Origin of the sequence: Saccharothrix variisporea, assembly GCF_003634995.1 — a bacterium.
In the GTDB taxonomy this organism is placed as follows: domain Bacteria; phylum Actinomycetota; class Actinomycetes; order Mycobacteriales; family Pseudonocardiaceae; genus Actinosynnema; species Actinosynnema variisporeum.
In genome coordinates, this window is sequence record NZ_RBXR01000001.1 from 7726504 (window position 1) to 7742906 (window position 16403).

A 16403-nucleotide genomic window follows, 5' to 3' on the forward strand; every position below is an offset into this window, starting at 1 on the left:
GGTGGGCGAGACCACGCCGACCACCCGGTCGATTGACCCCCGGAGCCTGATACCGTGCTGGTCAGCCCGGTCCCAACCGGGTGTCCGACGTCCTTTAAGGACCCGTCCAGCGAGGCGGGGAAGGAGGTCCAACCGTGGCGCCACGTCAACGTGGCGCGACGGACCCGGCCGGGGAGCGCGAGCTCCTGTCGGCCGGCGACGTCGCGCGCACTGTCGCCCGAATGGCCCATCAGATCATCGAGAAGACAGCTCTCGATGCACCCAGCGCACCCGAAGTAGTCCTGATGGGGATTCCGAGCCGGGGTGCGCCCCTCGCCCGCCGTCTCGCGGGCAGGATCCGCGAATTCAGCGGGGTGGCGGTACCCACCGGCACCCTCGACGTCACGCTCTACCGGGACGACCTGCGCCGGGGCCCCACTCGTCCGTTGGAGGCCACCCGGCTGCCCGAAGGCGGCATCGACGACCGCCTGGTGGTCCTCGTCGACGACGTCCTGTTCTCCGGCCGCACGATCCGCGCCGCCCTGGACGCCCTGCGCGACCACGGCCGGCCCCGCGCCGTGCAGCTGGCGGTGCTGGTCGACCGGGGGCACCGCGAGCTGCCGATCCGCGCGGACTACGTGGGCAAGAACGTCCCCACCGCCCGGTCCGAGGAGGTCCACGTGCTGCTGGAGGAGTTCGACCAGCGGGACGGGGTGGTGCTGCGGTGAGGCACCTGCTGTCCACCGAGGGCATCGACCCGGCGGACGCCACCGCGATCCTGGACACGGCCGCGAACCTCAAGCAGTCCCTCGAGGGCCGCGAGGTGCGCAAGCTGCCGACCCTGCGGGGCCGGACCGTGATCACGATGTTCTACGAGAACTCCACCCGCACCCGCGTGAGCTTCGAGATCGCGGGCAAGTGGATGAGCGCGGACGTGGTCAACGTGTCCTCGTCGGGGTCCAGCGTCAGCAAGGGCGAGTCGCTGCGGGACACCGCGCTGACCCTCGCCGCGGCCGGCGCGGACTGCGTCATCGTGCGGCACCCGGCGTCCGGCGCGGCCCACCGGCTGGCCGACTGGCTCAAGCACACCGGCACGTCCGTGGTGAACGCCGGCGACGGCATGCACGAGCACCCCACCCAGGCCCTGCTGGACGCGGCCACCCTGCGCGAGCGCCTGGGTGAGCTGCGTGACCGCCGGATCGCGATCGTCGGCGACGTCCTGCACAGCCGGGTGGCCCGCTCGAACGTCCACCTGCTCACGGCCCTGGGCGCGCACGTCACGCTGGTCGCCCCGCCGACCCTGCTGCCCGCGGGCGTCGAGCGCTGGCCGGTCACGGTGTCGCACGACCTGGACGCCGACCTGCCCAGCCAGGACGCCGTGATGCTGCTGCGCGTGCAGGCCGAGCGGATGCACGGCGGGTTCTTCCCGTCCGCCCGCGAGTACTCGATCGCCTACGGCCTCAACGAGCGCCGACTGGCCCTGCTGCCCGACCACGCCGTGGTGCTGCACCCCGGTCCGATGCTGCGCGGGATGGAGATCGCCTCGTCGGTCGCCGACTCGCCGCGCGCGGCCATCACCGACCAGGTGCGCAACGGCGTCCACGTGCGCATGGCCGTCCTCTACCACCTGCTTGCCCACGAGGAGGAGACCGCGTGAACACCCTGATCATCAGGGGAGTACGGCCGTACGGCGAAGGCGATCCCGTGGACGTGCTCGTCCGCGACGGCGTCATCGCGGAGATCGGGTCCCCGGAGTCGGGAGACGCCGAGGTCATCGACGGCGACGGCGCGGTTCTGCTCCCCGGCTTCGTCGACCTGCACACCCACCTGCGGGAACCGGGTCGCGAGGACACCGAGACCATCGAGACCGGCTCCCGGGCCGCCGCGCTGGGCGGCTACACGGCGGTCTTCGCGATGGCCAACACCGACCCGGTCGCGGACAACGCGGTCGTGGTCGAGCACGTGGCCCGCCGGGGCCGTGAGGTCGGCCTGGTGGACGTCCACCCGGTCGGCGCGGTCACCGTGGGCCTCAAGGGCGAGAAGCTCGCCGAGCTGGGCACGATGGCCAAGACCGGTGTCCGGGTGTTCTCCGACGACGGCCACTGCGTGCACGACCCGCTGATCATGCGCCGCGCGCTGGAGTACTCCAAGGCGCTGGACGTGGTCGTCGCGCAGCACGCCGAGGAGCCCCGGCTGACCGTGGGCGCGCAGGCCCACGAGGGCGAGCAGGCCTCGCGCCTGGGCCTCCAGGGCTGGCCGGCCGCCGCCGAGGAGGCGATCGTCGCCCGCGACTGCCTGCTGGCCAAGCAGGTCGACGCCCGCCTGCACGTCTGCCACGTGTCCACCGCGGGCACCGCCGACGTGCTGAAGTGGGCCAAGGCCCGGGGCACGAAGGTCTCCGCCGAGGTCACGCCGCACCACCTGCTGCTGACCGACGAGCGCCTGGAGACCTACGACCCGGTCAACAAGGTCAACCCGCCGCTGCGCACGAGCACCGACGTGGAGGCGCTGCGGCAGGCGCTGGCCGACGGCACGATCGACTGCGTCGCCACCGACCACGCCCCGCACGCCGTGCAGGACAAGGACTGCGAGTGGTCCGCCGCCCGCCCCGGCATGCTCGGCCTCCAGACCGCCCTGTCCATCGTCGTGGAGACCATGGTCGAGACCGGTCTGCTGGACTGGCGCGGGGTCGCGCGGGTGATGAGCGAGCGGCCCGCCGCCATCGCCGGGCTGCCCGACCAGGGCCGGCCGATCGAGGTGGGCGAGCCCGCGAACCTGGTCCTGGTGGACCCTGGCGCCCGCTGGACCGTGCGGGGCGCGGAGCTGGCCAGCATCGCCGCCAACACCCCGTTCGAGGGCATGGAGCTGCCCGGCCGGGTCGTGGCGACCCTCCTGCGCGGGCGCGTGACGGCGACCGGCGGAAGGATCCCCGCATGACCCGCGTGCTGCTGTCCCTGGCGATCCTGGCCGTGTTCGCGCTGTGCCTGTACGGCATGTGGCGCGGCTGGCACAACCGCGCGAAGCGCCAGAGCGCGGTGCTGCCCGCCTTCCCCCAGCCGCCCGCCGCCCCCGGCGCGGCGACGCTGGAGACGACCGGCGTGTACGTGGGCACGACCATCGGCGACAACTGGCAGGACCGGGTCGCCGTGGGCGACATCGGCCACCGCGCCGAGGCGACGCTCAAGCTGACCGACACCGGTGTGCTGGTCGAGCGCACCGGCGCGAGCCCGATGTGGATCCCGTTGGAGGACGTCCTGGACGCCCGCACCGCCCGCGGCCTCGCGGGCAAGGTGATGGGCCCGGACGGCCTGCTGGTGGTCCGCTGGCAGCTCGAGGGGCACACCTTCGACACCGGGTTCCGCGGCGACGACAAGGACGTGTACGAGCAGTGGGTGCAGGCACTGGGAGGCCGCAAGTGACTTCTCCGGCAACGACAGCCGCGGCGCTGGTCCTCGAAGACGGCCGCGTGTTCCGAGGCGAGTCCTACGGCGCCATCGGCGCGAGCCTCGGCGAGGTGGTGTTCTCCACCGGCATGACCGGGTACCAGGAGACGCTGACCGACCCCTCCTACCACCGCCAGATCGTGGTGCAGACCGCGCCGCAGATCGGCAACACTGGCTGGAACGACGAGGACGACGAGTCCAGCCGCATCTGGGTCGCCGGGTACGTGGTGCGCGACCCCGCGCGGGTGCCGTCGAACTGGCGGTCCAAGCGCAGCCTGGACGACGAGCTGGTGCGCCAGGGCGTCGTCGGGATCGCGGGCATCGACACCCGCATGCTGACCCGCCACCTGCGCGAGCAGGGCGCGATGCGCGCGGGCGTGTTCTCCGGCGACGAGCTCGGCAGCGTCGAGGAGATGCTGGACCGCGTCCGCACCTCCCCGCAGATGAAGGGCGCCGACCTGGCGGGCGACGTCACCACGCCGCAGCCGTACGTGGTCGACGCGATCGGCGAGCGCCGGTTCCGCGTGGCCGCGCTGGACCTGGGCATCAAGTCCAACACCCCGCGCATGATGGCCGCGCGCGGCATCGAGGTGCACGTCCTGCCGCTGACCTCCACGGTGGACGACGTCCTGTCGGTGAAGCCGGACGGCGTGTTCCTGTCCAACGGCCCCGGCGACCCCGCCACCCAGGCGCACGCCGTGGAGCTGACCCGCAACGTCCTGGACCGCAAGGTGCCGCTGTTCGGCATCTGCTTCGGCAACCAGATCCTGGGCCGCGCGCTGGGCCGAGACACCTACAAGATGCGCTACGGCCACCGGGGCATCAACATCCCGGTCATCGACGTGGCGACCGGCAAGGTGGCCATCACCGCCCAGAACCACGGGTTCGCGCTGGAGGGCGAGCCGGGGGAGGAGTTCGTCTCCGACTTCGGCCGCGTCCAGCTCAGCCACTACTGCCCGAACGACGGCACGGTCGAGGGCGTGCGCGCCCTGGAGGTGCCCGCGTTCAGCGTGCAGTACCACCCGGAGGCGGCGGCCGGTCCGCACGACGCCGCTCCGCTGTTCGACGAGTTCGTGACGATGATGGGTGAGGGGCGCTGACATGCCGAAGAGGACCGACCTCAAGCACGTGCTCGTCATCGGCTCCGGCCCGATCGTCATCGGCCAGGCCTGCGAGTTCGACTACTCCGGCACCCAGGCGTGCCGCGTGCTGCGCGAGGAGGGCCTGCGGGTCAGCCTCGTCAACTCCAACCCCGCGACGATCATGACCGACCCGGAGTTCGCCGACGCCACCTACGTCGAGCCGATCACCCCGGAGTTCGTGGAGAAGGTCATCGCGGCCGAGCGCCCGGACGCCATCCTGGCGACCCTGGGCGGCCAGACCGCGCTCAACACCGCCATCGCCCTGCACGAGCGGGGCGTGCTGGAGAAGTACGACGTCGAGCTGATCGGCGCGGACATCGACGCCATCCAGCGCGGCGAGGACCGGCAGATGTTCAAGGACATCGTGCGCAAGATCGGCGCCGAGGTCCCGCGCAGCGCGGTGTGCAAGACCATGGAGGAGGTCCGCGAGACCGTCGCGGAGCTGGGCCTCCCGGTGGTCATCCGGCCGTCGTTCACCATGGGCGGCCTCGGCTCGGGCATGGCGCACACCCCCGACGAGCTGGAGCGGCTGGCCGCCACCGGCCTCGCGGAGTCCCCGGTCACCGAGGTGCTGATCGAGGAGAGCGTGCTCGGCTGGAAGGAGTACGAGCTGGAGCTGATGCGCGACCGCAACGACAACGTCGTGGTCGTGTGCTCCATCGAGAACATCGACCCGATGGGCGTGCACACCGGCGACTCGGTGACCGTCGCGCCCGCGATGACGCTGACCGACCGCGAGTTCCAGCAGATGCGCGACGTCGGCATCAAGGTCATCCGCGAGGTCGGCGTGGACACCGGCGGCTGCAACATCCAGTTCGCGTTCAACCCCGACAACGGCCGCATGGTCGTCATCGAGATGAACCCGCGCGTGTCGCGCTCGTCGGCGCTGGCGTCCAAGGCGACCGGTTTCCCGATCGCCAAGATCGCCGCGAAACTGGCCATCGGCTACACGCTCGACGAAATCCGCAACGACATCACCGGCGAGACCCCGGCCAGTTTCGAACCGACGCTGGACTACGTCGTGGTGAAGGTGCCGCGGTTCGCCTTCGAGAAGTTCCCCGGCGCGGACCGGACGCTCACCACGACGATGAAGTCCGTCGGCGAGGCGATGTCCATCGGCCGCAGCTTCATCGAAGCGCTCGGCAAGGCGCTGCGGTCCATGGAGACCAAGGCGGGCGGCTTCTGGACCACCCCGGACCCGGAAGAGACGCTGGAGTCCACTCTGGAGGCCCTGCGCAAGGGCCACGACGGTCGCCTCTACACGCTGGAGCGCGCGCTGCGGCTGGGCGCGACCATCGAGCAGGCGTACGAGGCCTCCAGGATCGACCCGTGGTTCATCGAGCAGATCGCCTGGCTGGTGGAGCTGCGCCGGGAGATCGAGAACGCCCCCGTGCTGGGCGCGGACCTGCTGCGCAAGGCCAAGCGGGCGGGCCTGTCCGACCGGCAGGTCGCGGCCCTGCGGCCCGAGCTGGCCGGTGAGGACGGCGTGCGCAACCTGCGGCACCGCCTGGGCGTGCGGCCGGTCTACAAGACCGTCGACACCTGCGCCGCCGAGTTCGCCGCGCGCACCCCGTACCACTACTCGGCCTACGAGCTCGACCCCGAGGCCGAGACCGAGGTGACCGAGCAGCGCGACAAGCCCAAGGTGCTCATCCTGGGCTCGGGCCCCAACCGCATCGGCCAGGGCATCGAGTTCGACTACTCGTGCGTGCACGCGGCCATGGCGCTGCGGGCCGCCGGGTACGAGACGGTGATGGTCAACTGCAACCCGGAGACCGTGTCCACCGACTACGACACCTCCGACCGCCTGTACTTCGAGCCGCTGACCTTCGAGGACGTGCTGGAGGTCGTGCACTCCGAGCAGCGCTCGGGCACGGTCGCGGGCGTCGTGGTGCAGCTGGGCGGCCAGACCCCGCTGGGCCTGGCGCGGCGGCTGGAGGAGGCGGGCGTCCCGGTCGTGGGCACCCCGCCGCACGCCATCCACCTCGCCGAGGACCGGGGCGCGTTCGGCCAGGTGCTCACCGACGCGGGCCTGCCCGCGCCGAAGTACGGCACCGCCACCTCGTTCGCGCAGGCCAAGAAGATCGCCGACGAGATCGGCTACCCGGTGCTGGTCCGCCCGTCCTACGTGCTGGGCGGCCGGGGCATGGAGATCGTCTACGACGAGGAGTCGCTGAAGAGCTACATCGCCCGCGCCACCGAGGTCTCCCCGGAGCACCCGGTGCTGGTCGACCGGTTCCTCGACGACGCCATCGAGATCGACGTGGACGCCCTGTTCGACGGCGAGGACGTGTTCATCGGCGGCGTGATGGAGCACATCGAGGAGGCCGGCGTGCACTCCGGCGACTCGGCGTGCGCCCTGCCCCCGATCACGCTGGGCGAGACCGACATCGACAACGTCCGCCGGTCCACCCGGGCCATCGCGGAGGGCATCGGCGTGCGCGGCCTGCTCAACGTCCAGTACGCGCTCAAGGACGACGTCCTCTACGTCCTGGAGGCCAACCCGCGCGCGTCCCGCACGGTGCCGTTCGTGTCCAAGGCGACGGCGGTGCCGCTGGCCAAGGCGGCGGCCCGGATCATGCTCGGCGCGACCATCGCCGAGCTGCGCGCCGAGGGCCTGCTGCCGGCCACCGGCGACGGCGCCAAGCTGCCCCAGCACGCGCCGGTGGCGGTCAAGGAGGCCGTGCTGCCCTTCCACCGGTTCCGCACGCCGGAGGGCCACGGGGTGGACTCGCTGCTCGGGCCGGAGATGAAGTCCACCGGCGAGGTCATGGGCATCGACGTGTCCTTCGGGACCGCCTTCGCCAAGTCCCAGACCGCCTCCTACGGCTCCCTGCCCACGTCGGGCCGGGTGTTCGTGTCGGTGGCCAACCGGGACAAGCGGGCCATGATCTTCCCGGTCAAGCGGCTGGCCGACCTGGGCTTCGAGGTGCTGGCCACCGAGGGCACGGCCGAGGTGCTGCGGCGCAACGGCATCCCCTGCACGGTCGTCCGCAAGCACTTCGAGGGCGAGAAGAACATCGTCGACGCCATCCTCGACGGGCACGTCGACATGATCATCAACACCCCGTACGGCAACAGCGGGCCGCGCGTGGACGGCTACGAGATCCGCACGGCGGCGGTGGCCAAGGACATCCCGTGCGTCACCACGATCCAGGGCGCGGCGGCGGCCGTGCACGGCATCGAGGCGGCCATCCGGGGCGACATCGGCGTCCGGCCGCTCCAGGCCCTCCAGGCCGCGCTGCGGGGTGAGGGATGAGTTTCGCCCAGCGGCTTTCCCGGGCCGTCTCCGCGCACGGACCGCTCTGCGTGGGCATCGACCCGCACCCCGGCCTGCTGGACGCCTGGGGCCTGCCCCGGGACGTCTCCGGGCTGGAGCGGTTCGCCCTGACCTGCGTCGAGGCGTTCGGCGGCCACGTGGCCCTGGTGAAGCCGCAGGCGGCGTTCTTCGAGGCGTACGGCTCGAAGGGCGTGGCGGTGCTGGAAAGCGTCCTGGAGGGCCTCAGGGACTCCGGGACGCTCACCCTGGTGGACGCCAAGCGCGGCGACATCGGGTCGACCATGGCGGCCTACGCGGCGGCGTACCTGTCCGACGGCTCGCCGTTGGCCGGGGACGCCGTCACCCTGTCGCCCTACCTCGGGTTCGGCTCGTTGGACCCGGCGCTCGAAGCCGCACGGGCGAGCGGGCGCGGCGTGTTCGTGCTCGCCCGCACGTCCAACCCGGAAGGGGCCTCCGTGCAGTGCGCGGAGGTCCCCTCCGGGGGCTCCGTCGGGCAGTCGGTGGTGGATGAGGCGGCCCGCCGCAACGCGGGCGCGGAGCCGCTCGGGGACGTCGGGCTGGTCGTCGGCGCGACTCTGGCCGAACTGGACCTCGACCTGTCTGACCTGCACGGATACGTCCTGGCGCCGGGCTTCGGCGCCCAGGGCGCGACCGTGGCGGACCTGCGGAGGCTCTTCGGCGACGACCTGCCCGGGGTGCTGCCGACCAGCTCCCGGGACGTCCTCAAGCACGGCCCCGACTCCGCATTGTTGCGGTCTGCGGCCCGGCGCGTCGGGGACTCCCTCGCGATGTGATCACCATCAAATCGCGACACGCTTTGCGGTGTCCGCTCACCTGCGCAAACGCCGCCTGGTACGGTCCAGGCCACCGACGGGTCCATACCCCATCGAGCGCATACCACACAGGTCGTGCGCAGGGCGTTACCGGTGGCGGTGGCGGAGACGTCGGGGGGTGTTGGTACTACTACCACCCGCCGCGGCAACCAGGCGCTGGAAGAAGTTTCACCTGACTGGGACCACGTTGCGCCCAGGCAATTGCGCTTGGAGTACGGTCGCGGCACCGAAACAGAATTGAAATTCCCACACCACGGAGGAAATCGTGGCCCTTCCCCAGCTTACCGAGGAGCAGCGGGCCGCAGCGCTGGAGAAGGCTGCTGCCGCTCGTCGCGCTCGGGCTGAGCTCAAGGAGCGCCTCAAGCGTGGCGGCACGACCCTGACGGACGTGCTGAAGGCCGCCGAGAGCGACGAGGTCCTTGGCAAGATGAAGGTGTCCGCGCTGCTCGAGGCCCTTCCGGGCGTCGGCAAGGTTCGCGCGCAGCAGATCATGGAGCGGCTCGAGATCGCTCCGAGCCGTCGGCTGCGCGGCCTCGGCGAGCGGCAGCGCAAGGCGCTGCTCACCGAGTTCAGCGGCGAGTGACTGATGGCACCGGGGCGGGGTCGGGCGCGCGCGTCCGGCCCCGCCTCACCGTCCTGAGCGGGCCCTCCGGCGTCGGCAAGTCCAGCGTGCTGGCCGAGCTGCGGCGCATGGGGCCCGACGTGCACTTCAGCGTCTCGGTGACCACGCGGAAGCCGAGGCCGGGCGAGGTCGACGGCGTCCACTACCACTTCGTGGACCGGGCCGAGTTCGACAAGATGGTGGACAACGGCGAACTGCTCGAGCACGCCGAGTTCGCGGGCAACTGCTACGGCACCCCCCGCGCCCCCGTCCTGGCGGCGCTGGCGTCGGGCCTGCCGTCCCTGCTGGAGATCGAGCTGCAGGGCGCGCGCCAGGTCCGGGCGGCCATGCCGGAGGCCCAGCTGGTCATGCTCGCGCCCCCGTCCTGGGAGGACCTGGTGGGGCGGCTGACCGGCCGCGGCACCGAGGACCCCGCCGTGGTGGCGCGCAGGCTGGAGATCGCCCGCGAGGAGCTGGCGGCCGAGCCGGAGTTCGACCAGGTCGTCGTGAACGACGACGTGAAGTCCGCCGCCACGCGCTTGCTACACTTGGTGGTCGGCCCAGCGCCTGACGCGCGTTGACGCGCGCTCGCGGCGGCTTGAGGACGCCACCCGCTTTGCACAACCAACCGCAGGAGCGTTGACGAGTGACCACGCACACCGAGCTGGGCCCGCTGTCGGGTTCTCCGGAGGGCATCACCAACCCGCCGATCGACGACCTGCTCGAGCAGGTCAGCTCGAAGTACGCGCTGGTGATCTACGCGGCCAAGCGGGCGCGGCAGATCAACGACTACTACGCGCAGCTCGGCGAGGGCCTGCTGGAGTACGTCGGCCCGCTGGTCGAGCCGGGCCCGCGCGAGAAGCCGCTGTCGATCGCGCTCCGGGAGATCCACGCGGGTCTCCTCGAGCACACCGAGGGCGAGTGACCGAGGGTTCTGCCGCCCCCACCAAGCCCCGGGTCGTGCTCGGGGTGGGTGGGGGCATCGCCGCGTACAAGGCCTGCGAGGTGCTGCGCCGGCTCACCGAGTCCGGGCACTCCGTGCGGGTCGTGCCCACGGACGGTGCGCTGAAGTTCGTCGGCGCGGCCACGTTCGAGGCGCTGTCCGGGCAGCCCGTGCACGCCGACGTGTTCTCCGACGTGCCGTCGGTGCAGCACGTGAAGCTGGGCCAGGAGGCCGACCTGGTGGTCGTCGCCCCGACCACGGCCAACCTGCTGGCCAAGGCCGCCCACGGGCTGGCCGACGACCTGCTCACCAACACGCTGCTGACCGCGCGCTGCCCGGTCCTGCTGGTCCCGGCGATGCACACCGAGATGTGGGAGCACCCGGCGACGCGGGCGAACGTGGCGCTGCTGCGCTCGCGCGGCGTGATCGTGGCCGAGCCCGCCAGCGGGCGGCTGACCGGCAAGGACACCGGCAAGGGCCGGCTGCCCGAGCCCAGCGAGATCGTGGAGCTGTCCCGGCTGCTGCTGGAGCGCCCCGACGCGCTGCCCCGCGACCTCGAAGGCGTCCACGTCGCCATCTCCGCCGGCGGGACCCGTGAACCGCTGGACCCCGTGCGGTTCCTGGGCAACCGGTCCTCCGGTCGCCAGGGCTACGCGCTGGCCCGGGTCGCCGCCCAGCGCGGCGCGCGCGTGACGCTGGTCGCCGCGCACACCGCCGACCTGGCCACCCCCGCCGGCGTCGAGCTGGAGCGCGTGGGCACCGCCGCCGAGCTGCGCGACGCGATGCACTTCGTCGCGAAGGCCGCCGACGTCGTCGTGATGGCCGCCGCCGTGGCCGACTTCCGGCCGGTGGACAGCGCCGAGCACAAGATCAAGAAGACCGACCGCGACCCCGACCCCGTGGCCCTGACCCGCAACGCCGACATCCTGGCCGAGCTGGTCGCCGCGCGCCGCCCCGGTCAGGTCGTGGTGGGCTTCGCCGCCGAGACCGGCGACGGCGAGTCCGACGTCCTGGAGTACGGTCGCGCGAAGCTCAAGCGCAAGGGCTGCGACTGGCTCGTCGTCAACGCCGTCGGCGACGGTCGCGCGTTCGAGGTCGAGGACAACGCGGGCTGGCTGCTGTCGGCCGACGGCGCCGAGACCCCGTTGCCACACGGGTCCAAAGCCCGCCTGGCGTCCGCAGTGTGGGACGCCGTGGCCCCTTCCGCTCGACGATGACAGTCCGGGCGCCGACGCCCGATAAGCTTTTACGACCGCATGGAAACCAGATAGGGAGTGCCGTGAGCCAGCACAGCAGCAGGCTGTTCACCAGTGAGTCGGTGACCGAGGGGCACCCGGACAAGATCTGCGACGCGATCAGCGACTCGATCCTCGACGCGTTGCTGGCCAAGGACCCCCGCTCGCGGGTGGCCGTGGAGACGCTGATCACCACGGGCCAGGTGCACGTGGCCGGTGAGGTCACCACGGAGACCTACGCGGACATCCCGTCGATCGTCCGGGAGAAGATCCTCGAGATCGGCTACGACTCGTCGGCCAAGGGCTTCGACGGTCGTTCCTGCGGCGTGAACGTGGCCATCGGCTCGCAGTCCCCCGACATCGCGCAGGGCGTCGACACCGCCTACGAGGAGCGCGTCGAGGGCGCCGGCGACGAGATCGACAAGCAGGGCGCGGGCGACCAGGGCCTGATGTTCGGCTACGCGTGCACCGACACGCCGGAGCTGATGCCGCTGCCGATCGCGCTGGCGCACCGCCTGTCCCGGCGGCTGACCGCCGTGCGCAAGGACGGCACCGTGCCCTACCTGCGCCCCGACGGCAAGACCCAGGTCACCATCGAGTACGCGGGCGACCAGCCGGTCCGCCTGGACACCGTGGTCGTGTCCACGCAGCACGCCGACGGCATCGACCTGGAGAAGCTGCTCGGCGTCGACATCCGCGAGCACGTGGTCACGCCCGAGATCGCCGAGCTGGGCCTGGACACCTCCAACGTCCGCCTGCTGGTCAACCCGACCGGCCGGTTCGTCATCGGCGGCCCGATGGGTGACGCCGGCCTGACCGGCCGCAAGATCATCGTCGACACCTACGGCGGCATGGCCCGCCACGGCGGTGGCGCGTTCTCCGGCAAGGACCCGTCGAAGGTGGACCGGTCCGCCGCGTACGCGATGCGCTGGGTGGCCAAGAACGCCGTCGCCGCCGGTCTCGCGACCCGCATCGAGGTGCAGGTCGCGTACGCGATCGGCAAGGCCGCGCCGGTGGGCCTGTTCGTGGAGACCTTCGGCACCGAGACCGTGGACCCCACCAAGATCCAGCAGGCCATCGGCGAGGTCTTCGACCTGCGCCCGGCCGCGATCATCCGCGACCTGGACCTGCTGCGCCCGATCTACGCGCCGACCGCCGCGTACGGCCACTTCGGCCGCACCGACGTCGACCTGCCGTGGGAGAACACCGACCGCGCCGACGCCCTGCGCGCGGCCGCGGGTGCGTGACGGTTCAGCGGACCGGTTGGTCCGCGGCGAGGCCGTGGACCTGACCGACCAGGAAGTACCCGCGTCGCTGATCCGGGAGCTGTTGACCGACGAGCTCGATCAACGCGGTCTCCGGATCAGCGGCGCGCGCATCTCCGGGCAGCTCGACCTGTCCGACGTGCGGGTGTCCCGGCCCCTCGTGCTGCGCGACTGCGTGGTCGAGGGGCCGGTCCTGCTTGACCGGTCCCGGTTCGCGTCGCTGGACCTTAGCGGCCTGGTCGCGTCCTCGGTGTCCGCGCCGTGGCTCAAGCTCGACCACTACCTGCTGCTCCAGAACGCCCGGCTGACCTGCGCAGACGGCTGGGCGCTCGACTTGGGCGAGGCCGAGGTCGGCGCGCACGTCAGCCTGCGCGGATCGGTCCTGGAAGGCGTCGACTACTCGGTGCACGCCACCAAACTGCGCACCGGCAGCCACCTGTTCCTCACCGACATGCGTGCCTCCGGGACCGTTCGCCTCGACGGCGCCCGCATCGGCGGCAGCGTGCGCTGCCACGGCAGCCGGGTGTCCGCGGCCGACTCCGCGCTGCTCGGCGTGGACCTCCAGGTCGAGGAGAACCTGTTCCTCGGCGAGGGGTTCGAGGCCGTCACCACCTCCGACCGGGTCGCGGCGGTCCGCATCCGCGGGGCGCGGCTGGGCGGTCAGCTCGTGGTGCGGGGGTGCACGCTGCGCGGGCCGATCGCGTTGGACGTCAAGCAGGTCCGGGCGGGCATGGAGATCCTGTTCTCGCCGTCCCTGCTGCACGGCGATATCGACCTCGACGGCCTGACCTACGCGGGCGTGCCGCGCGACGCGACCGTGGACGAGTGGCTGGACATGCTCGCCACACGCACGCCCTCCTACGCCAGCCAGCCCTACCTCCAACTCGCCGCCGCTCACCAGGCCGCCGGCCACGAGCGGGACGTGCGGCGCATCCGCGTGGCACAGCAGCGCGACTTGCTGCGGCGCGGACGCCTGTCGGGGTGGGGACGGCTGTGGCACCGGGTGACCGGCGCGACCGTCGGCTACGGCTACCGCCCGGCGATGGCCCTGGTGTGGCTGCTCGGCACCCTGCTGACGGCCGTGCTCCTGGTCGCGGGCGTCGCCGGCCCGGCCGGTCTGGTGCGCTCCTGCTCCACGGTCGACCAGATCGGGCACGCGCTGAACGCCGTGACCCCGCTGGCCAAACCCGAGGGCGTGAAGTGCCAGATCTCCACGTCCACCGGCCTCGGCTCCGCGATCGTCGTCTCCACCTGGGTGTTGCAGCTGCTGGCCTGGGCGTTCGCCACGCTGTTCGTCGCGGGTTTCACCGGGCTCGTGCGCAAGAACCCCTGAGGTTCATCTGCGGCCGATAGAACCTCGGCCATGTCGGTTTCGCGTCGCACCCTCCTCACCGCCGCCGGACTGGGCGCCGCGGGTTCCCTGCTGCCGCCCTCGGTGCACGAGGCGCTGGCGCGCGAACCCCGGCGCGGTGGCCTGTCGGCGATCAAGCACGTCGTGCTGCTCATGCAGGAGAACCGGTCCTTCGACCACTACTACGGGACCCTGCGCGGGGTGCGCGGCTTCTCCGACCGCAACGCCCTGGACGGGGTGTTCAACCAGTCCGGCGTGCTGCCGTTCTCGGTGCGCGAGGCGCGCGGGACGCGGGACATCCAGTACATCGGCGACCTCGACCACAGCTGGGACGGCGGCCACCGGGCGCTGCGCGGCGGGTGGCACGACAACTGGGTGCCCGCCAAGACGCCCGCGACCATGGCCTACTACGACCGCTTGGACCTGCCGTTCCACCACGAGCTGGCGGACACGTTCACGTTGTGCGACGCGTACTTCTGCTCCGTGCCGTCGTCGACCAGCCCGAACCGGAACTACTGGGTGAGCGGCTACACCGGCTTCGAGGCGTCCGGCGCACGGGCCGTCGGCAACTCCGCGTACGCCGAGGACACCCACCCCGGCTACACGTGGACCACTTACCCCGAGCGCCTCTCCGCAGCCGGCGTGTCATGGCAGGTGTTCCAAGAATGGGACAACTACCAGGACAACAACCTGGAGTTCTTCACCCGCTTCAAGGACATCGCCCGCAAGGCCCTGCGCGGCTCGCACAAGTCCCTGGACTCGTTCTACGCCGACGTCTTCCGCTCGCCCAACCCGCAAGACCTTTTGGCGGGCTTGGCTTCCGGCGTCGCCCAACTGTCCCCTCCGGACCGTGCCCTCTACGACCGCGCGCTCCACCGCGTCCGCCCCGGCACCCTGGGCGCCGAGTTCCGCGCCGCGGTCGAGTCCGGCCGGCTACCCGCCGTCTCCTACCTGGTCCCGTCCTCGGTGGACTCCGAACACCCCGGCGCTTCGTCCCCCGCCGCCAGCGCGTCGATCACCTACCAGGTCCTGGACGCCCTCGCGTCCGTCCCGGAGGTCTGGGACACCACCGCGTTGTTCATCACCTACGACGAAAACGACGGCTACTTCGACCACGTCCCGCCCCCGCGCCCACCTCTCGGCGTGACCGACGAGTACGTAGGCGACCGCCCCTTGGGCCTGGGCCCACGCGTACCCATGACCGTCGTGTCCCCGTGGACCGCGGGCGGCTACGTCTGCTCGGAGATCTTCGACCACACGTCCAACACCCGCTTCCTGGAACGCTGGCTGGACGTGGCGGAACCCAACATCTCCGCTTGGCGCCGCCGCGTCTCGGGTGACCTCACGTCGGCCTTCGACTTCACCCGCCGAGGCACGCGCCCGGTCGTGGCAGCGCCGGGCCCCGTCCCACCCGCCACCCCACGCTGGCGCCCCACCCCGCCCGCCGACCAGCACATGCCCACCCAGGAACCAGGCACCCGCCCGGCCCGGCCGCTGCCGTACCAGCCGGAGGTGACCGGGCGCGTGGTGGACGGCAGCGTGCGCTTGTCGCTGCGCAACAGCGGGCAGTCGAGCGCACACCTGGCCCTGTACCCGTACCGGGGCGAGTTCGAGCACCCCGTCCACTTCGACGTCTCGACCCCGCAGGACTTCACCGTGCCGTTCACGTCGGCGTACCGCTTCACCGTGCTGGGTCCCAACGGCTTCCGGCGGGAGTTCGCTGGCGAGGCGGGGGAGCGGGTCGCGGTGGAGTCGTCCGTGAACGGCCACAGCCGCGTCCTGACGATCACCTTGGCGAACACCGGAGACCACGACGAAACCTTCGAGGTCACCGGCGACGGCCGCAACTTCAAGGTGACCGTCCGCCCAGGCAAACGCCGAACCCTCCCTTGGCTGACCGCCTTCCACCACGGCTGGTACGACCTGACCATCCACAACGGCCCCTTCCACCGCCGCCTCGCCGGCCACGTGGAAAACGGCCGCGAAAGCATCTCCGGCTGACCCCGGCCCGCCGGTGCGGCGGCTGGCGCGGTGGGCCGGTGGCTGGCGCGGTGGGCCGGTGGCTGGCGCGGCGGGCCGGTGGCTGCGTGGGCTGGCGGCTGGCGGCTGGCGTGGGCCTGGCGGCCGGCGTGGCCTGGCGGCCGGCGTGGCCTGGCGGCCGGCGTGGCCTGGCGGCCGGCGTGGCCTGGCGGGCGGCCGGCGTGGCCTGGCGGGCGGCTGGCGTGGGCTGGCGGGCGGCTGGCGTGGGCTGGCGGCTGGCGTGGGGCTGGCGGCTGCGTGGCCTGGCGGCTGGCGTGGGCTGGCGGCTGGCGGCTGGCGCGGGCCGGTGGC

Annotated in this window: 14 protein-coding genes; all 14 read left to right on the forward strand. The window is 72.0% G+C overall.

All coding sequences use genetic code 11. The annotated features are described in order from the left end of the window. Positions 1-134 precede the first annotated feature (134 nt). The 14 genes from pyrR to DFJ66_RS35450 all read left to right on the forward strand — a co-directional run bounded on the left by pyrR (position 135) and on the right by DFJ66_RS35450 (position 16073). Complete coding sequence (gene pyrR, locus DFJ66_RS35385; RefSeq protein ID WP_121227908.1) at positions 135-707, forward strand: bifunctional pyr operon transcriptional regulator/uracil phosphoribosyltransferase PyrR; 573 nt, start codon at positions 135-137, stop codon at positions 705-707. Then, a complete protein-coding gene (locus DFJ66_RS35390) occupies positions 704-1636 on the forward strand; it encodes an aspartate carbamoyltransferase catalytic subunit (RefSeq protein ID WP_121227910.1) in 933 nt (310 codons plus the stop codon). The genes pyrR and DFJ66_RS35390 overlap by 4 nt, the downstream gene beginning before the upstream one ends. Beyond that, the gene (locus tag DFJ66_RS35395) at positions 1633-2916 is read left to right on the forward strand and encodes a dihydroorotase (RefSeq protein WP_121227912.1); all 1284 of its coding nucleotides are present in this window, start codon (positions 1633-1635) and stop codon (positions 2914-2916) included. Before DFJ66_RS35390 ends, DFJ66_RS35395 begins: the two co-directional genes overlap by 4 nt. Further along, positions 2913-3398 (forward strand): PH-like domain-containing protein, encoded by a 486-nt coding sequence (locus DFJ66_RS35400; protein ID WP_121227914.1) that lies wholly within the window; start codon positions 2913-2915, stop codon positions 3396-3398. The genes DFJ66_RS35395 and DFJ66_RS35400 overlap by 4 nt, the downstream gene beginning before the upstream one ends. Beyond that, the gene (carA, locus tag DFJ66_RS35405) at positions 3395-4522 is read left to right on the forward strand and encodes a glutamine-hydrolyzing carbamoyl-phosphate synthase small subunit (protein WP_121227916.1); all 1128 of its coding nucleotides are present in this window, start codon (positions 3395-3397) and stop codon (positions 4520-4522) included. The genes DFJ66_RS35400 and carA overlap by 4 nt, the downstream gene beginning before the upstream one ends. A 1-nt stretch (position 4523) precedes the next feature. Beyond that, a complete protein-coding gene (gene carB, locus DFJ66_RS35410; protein WP_121227918.1) occupies positions 4524-7823 on the forward strand; it encodes a carbamoyl-phosphate synthase large subunit in 3300 nt (1099 codons plus the stop codon). Continuing rightward, positions 7820-8638 carry an orotidine-5'-phosphate decarboxylase gene (gene pyrF / locus DFJ66_RS35415; protein ID WP_121227920.1) on the forward strand — a complete coding sequence of 273 codons (819 nt, stop codon included), beginning with the start codon at positions 7820-7822 and terminating at the stop codon, positions 8636-8638. Before carB ends, pyrF begins: the two co-directional genes overlap by 4 nt. A gap of 304 nt (positions 8639-8942) precedes the next feature. Then, on the forward strand, positions 8943-9260 hold the full coding sequence (gene mihF, locus DFJ66_RS35420) for an integration host factor, actinobacterial type (RefSeq protein WP_033427832.1): 318 nt from the start codon (positions 8943-8945) through the stop codon (positions 9258-9260). Then, positions 9257-9859 carry a guanylate kinase gene (gene gmk / locus DFJ66_RS35425; protein ID WP_121227922.1) on the forward strand — a complete coding sequence of 201 codons (603 nt, stop codon included), beginning with the start codon at positions 9257-9259 and terminating at the stop codon, positions 9857-9859. Before mihF ends, gmk begins: the two co-directional genes overlap by 4 nt. Before the next feature lie 65 nt (positions 9860-9924). Then, positions 9925-10203 carry a DNA-directed RNA polymerase subunit omega gene (gene rpoZ, locus DFJ66_RS35430; protein WP_015103666.1) on the forward strand — a complete coding sequence of 93 codons (279 nt, stop codon included), beginning with the start codon at positions 9925-9927 and terminating at the stop codon, positions 10201-10203. Then, positions 10200-11438: a bifunctional phosphopantothenoylcysteine decarboxylase/phosphopantothenate--cysteine ligase CoaBC gene (gene coaBC / locus DFJ66_RS35435; RefSeq protein WP_121227924.1), complete on the forward strand. Its 1239-nt coding sequence runs from the start codon at positions 10200-10202 to the stop codon at positions 11436-11438. The genes rpoZ and coaBC overlap by 4 nt, the downstream gene beginning before the upstream one ends. 62 nt (positions 11439-11500) lie before the next feature. After that, on the forward strand, positions 11501-12703 hold the full coding sequence (gene metK / locus DFJ66_RS35440; RefSeq protein WP_170199858.1) for a methionine adenosyltransferase: 1203 nt from the start codon (positions 11501-11503) through the stop codon (positions 12701-12703). Beyond that, positions 12696-14054, forward strand: coding sequence for a hypothetical protein (locus DFJ66_RS35445; protein WP_121227926.1), 1359 nt, complete (start codon positions 12696-12698; stop codon positions 14052-14054). The genes metK and DFJ66_RS35445 overlap by 8 nt, the downstream gene beginning before the upstream one ends. Positions 14055-14084: 30 nt before the next feature. After that, on the forward strand, positions 14085-16073 hold the full coding sequence (locus DFJ66_RS35450) for a phosphocholine-specific phospholipase C (RefSeq protein ID WP_121227928.1): 1989 nt from the start codon (positions 14085-14087) through the stop codon (positions 16071-16073). Positions 16074-16403: the final 330 nt, after the last annotated feature.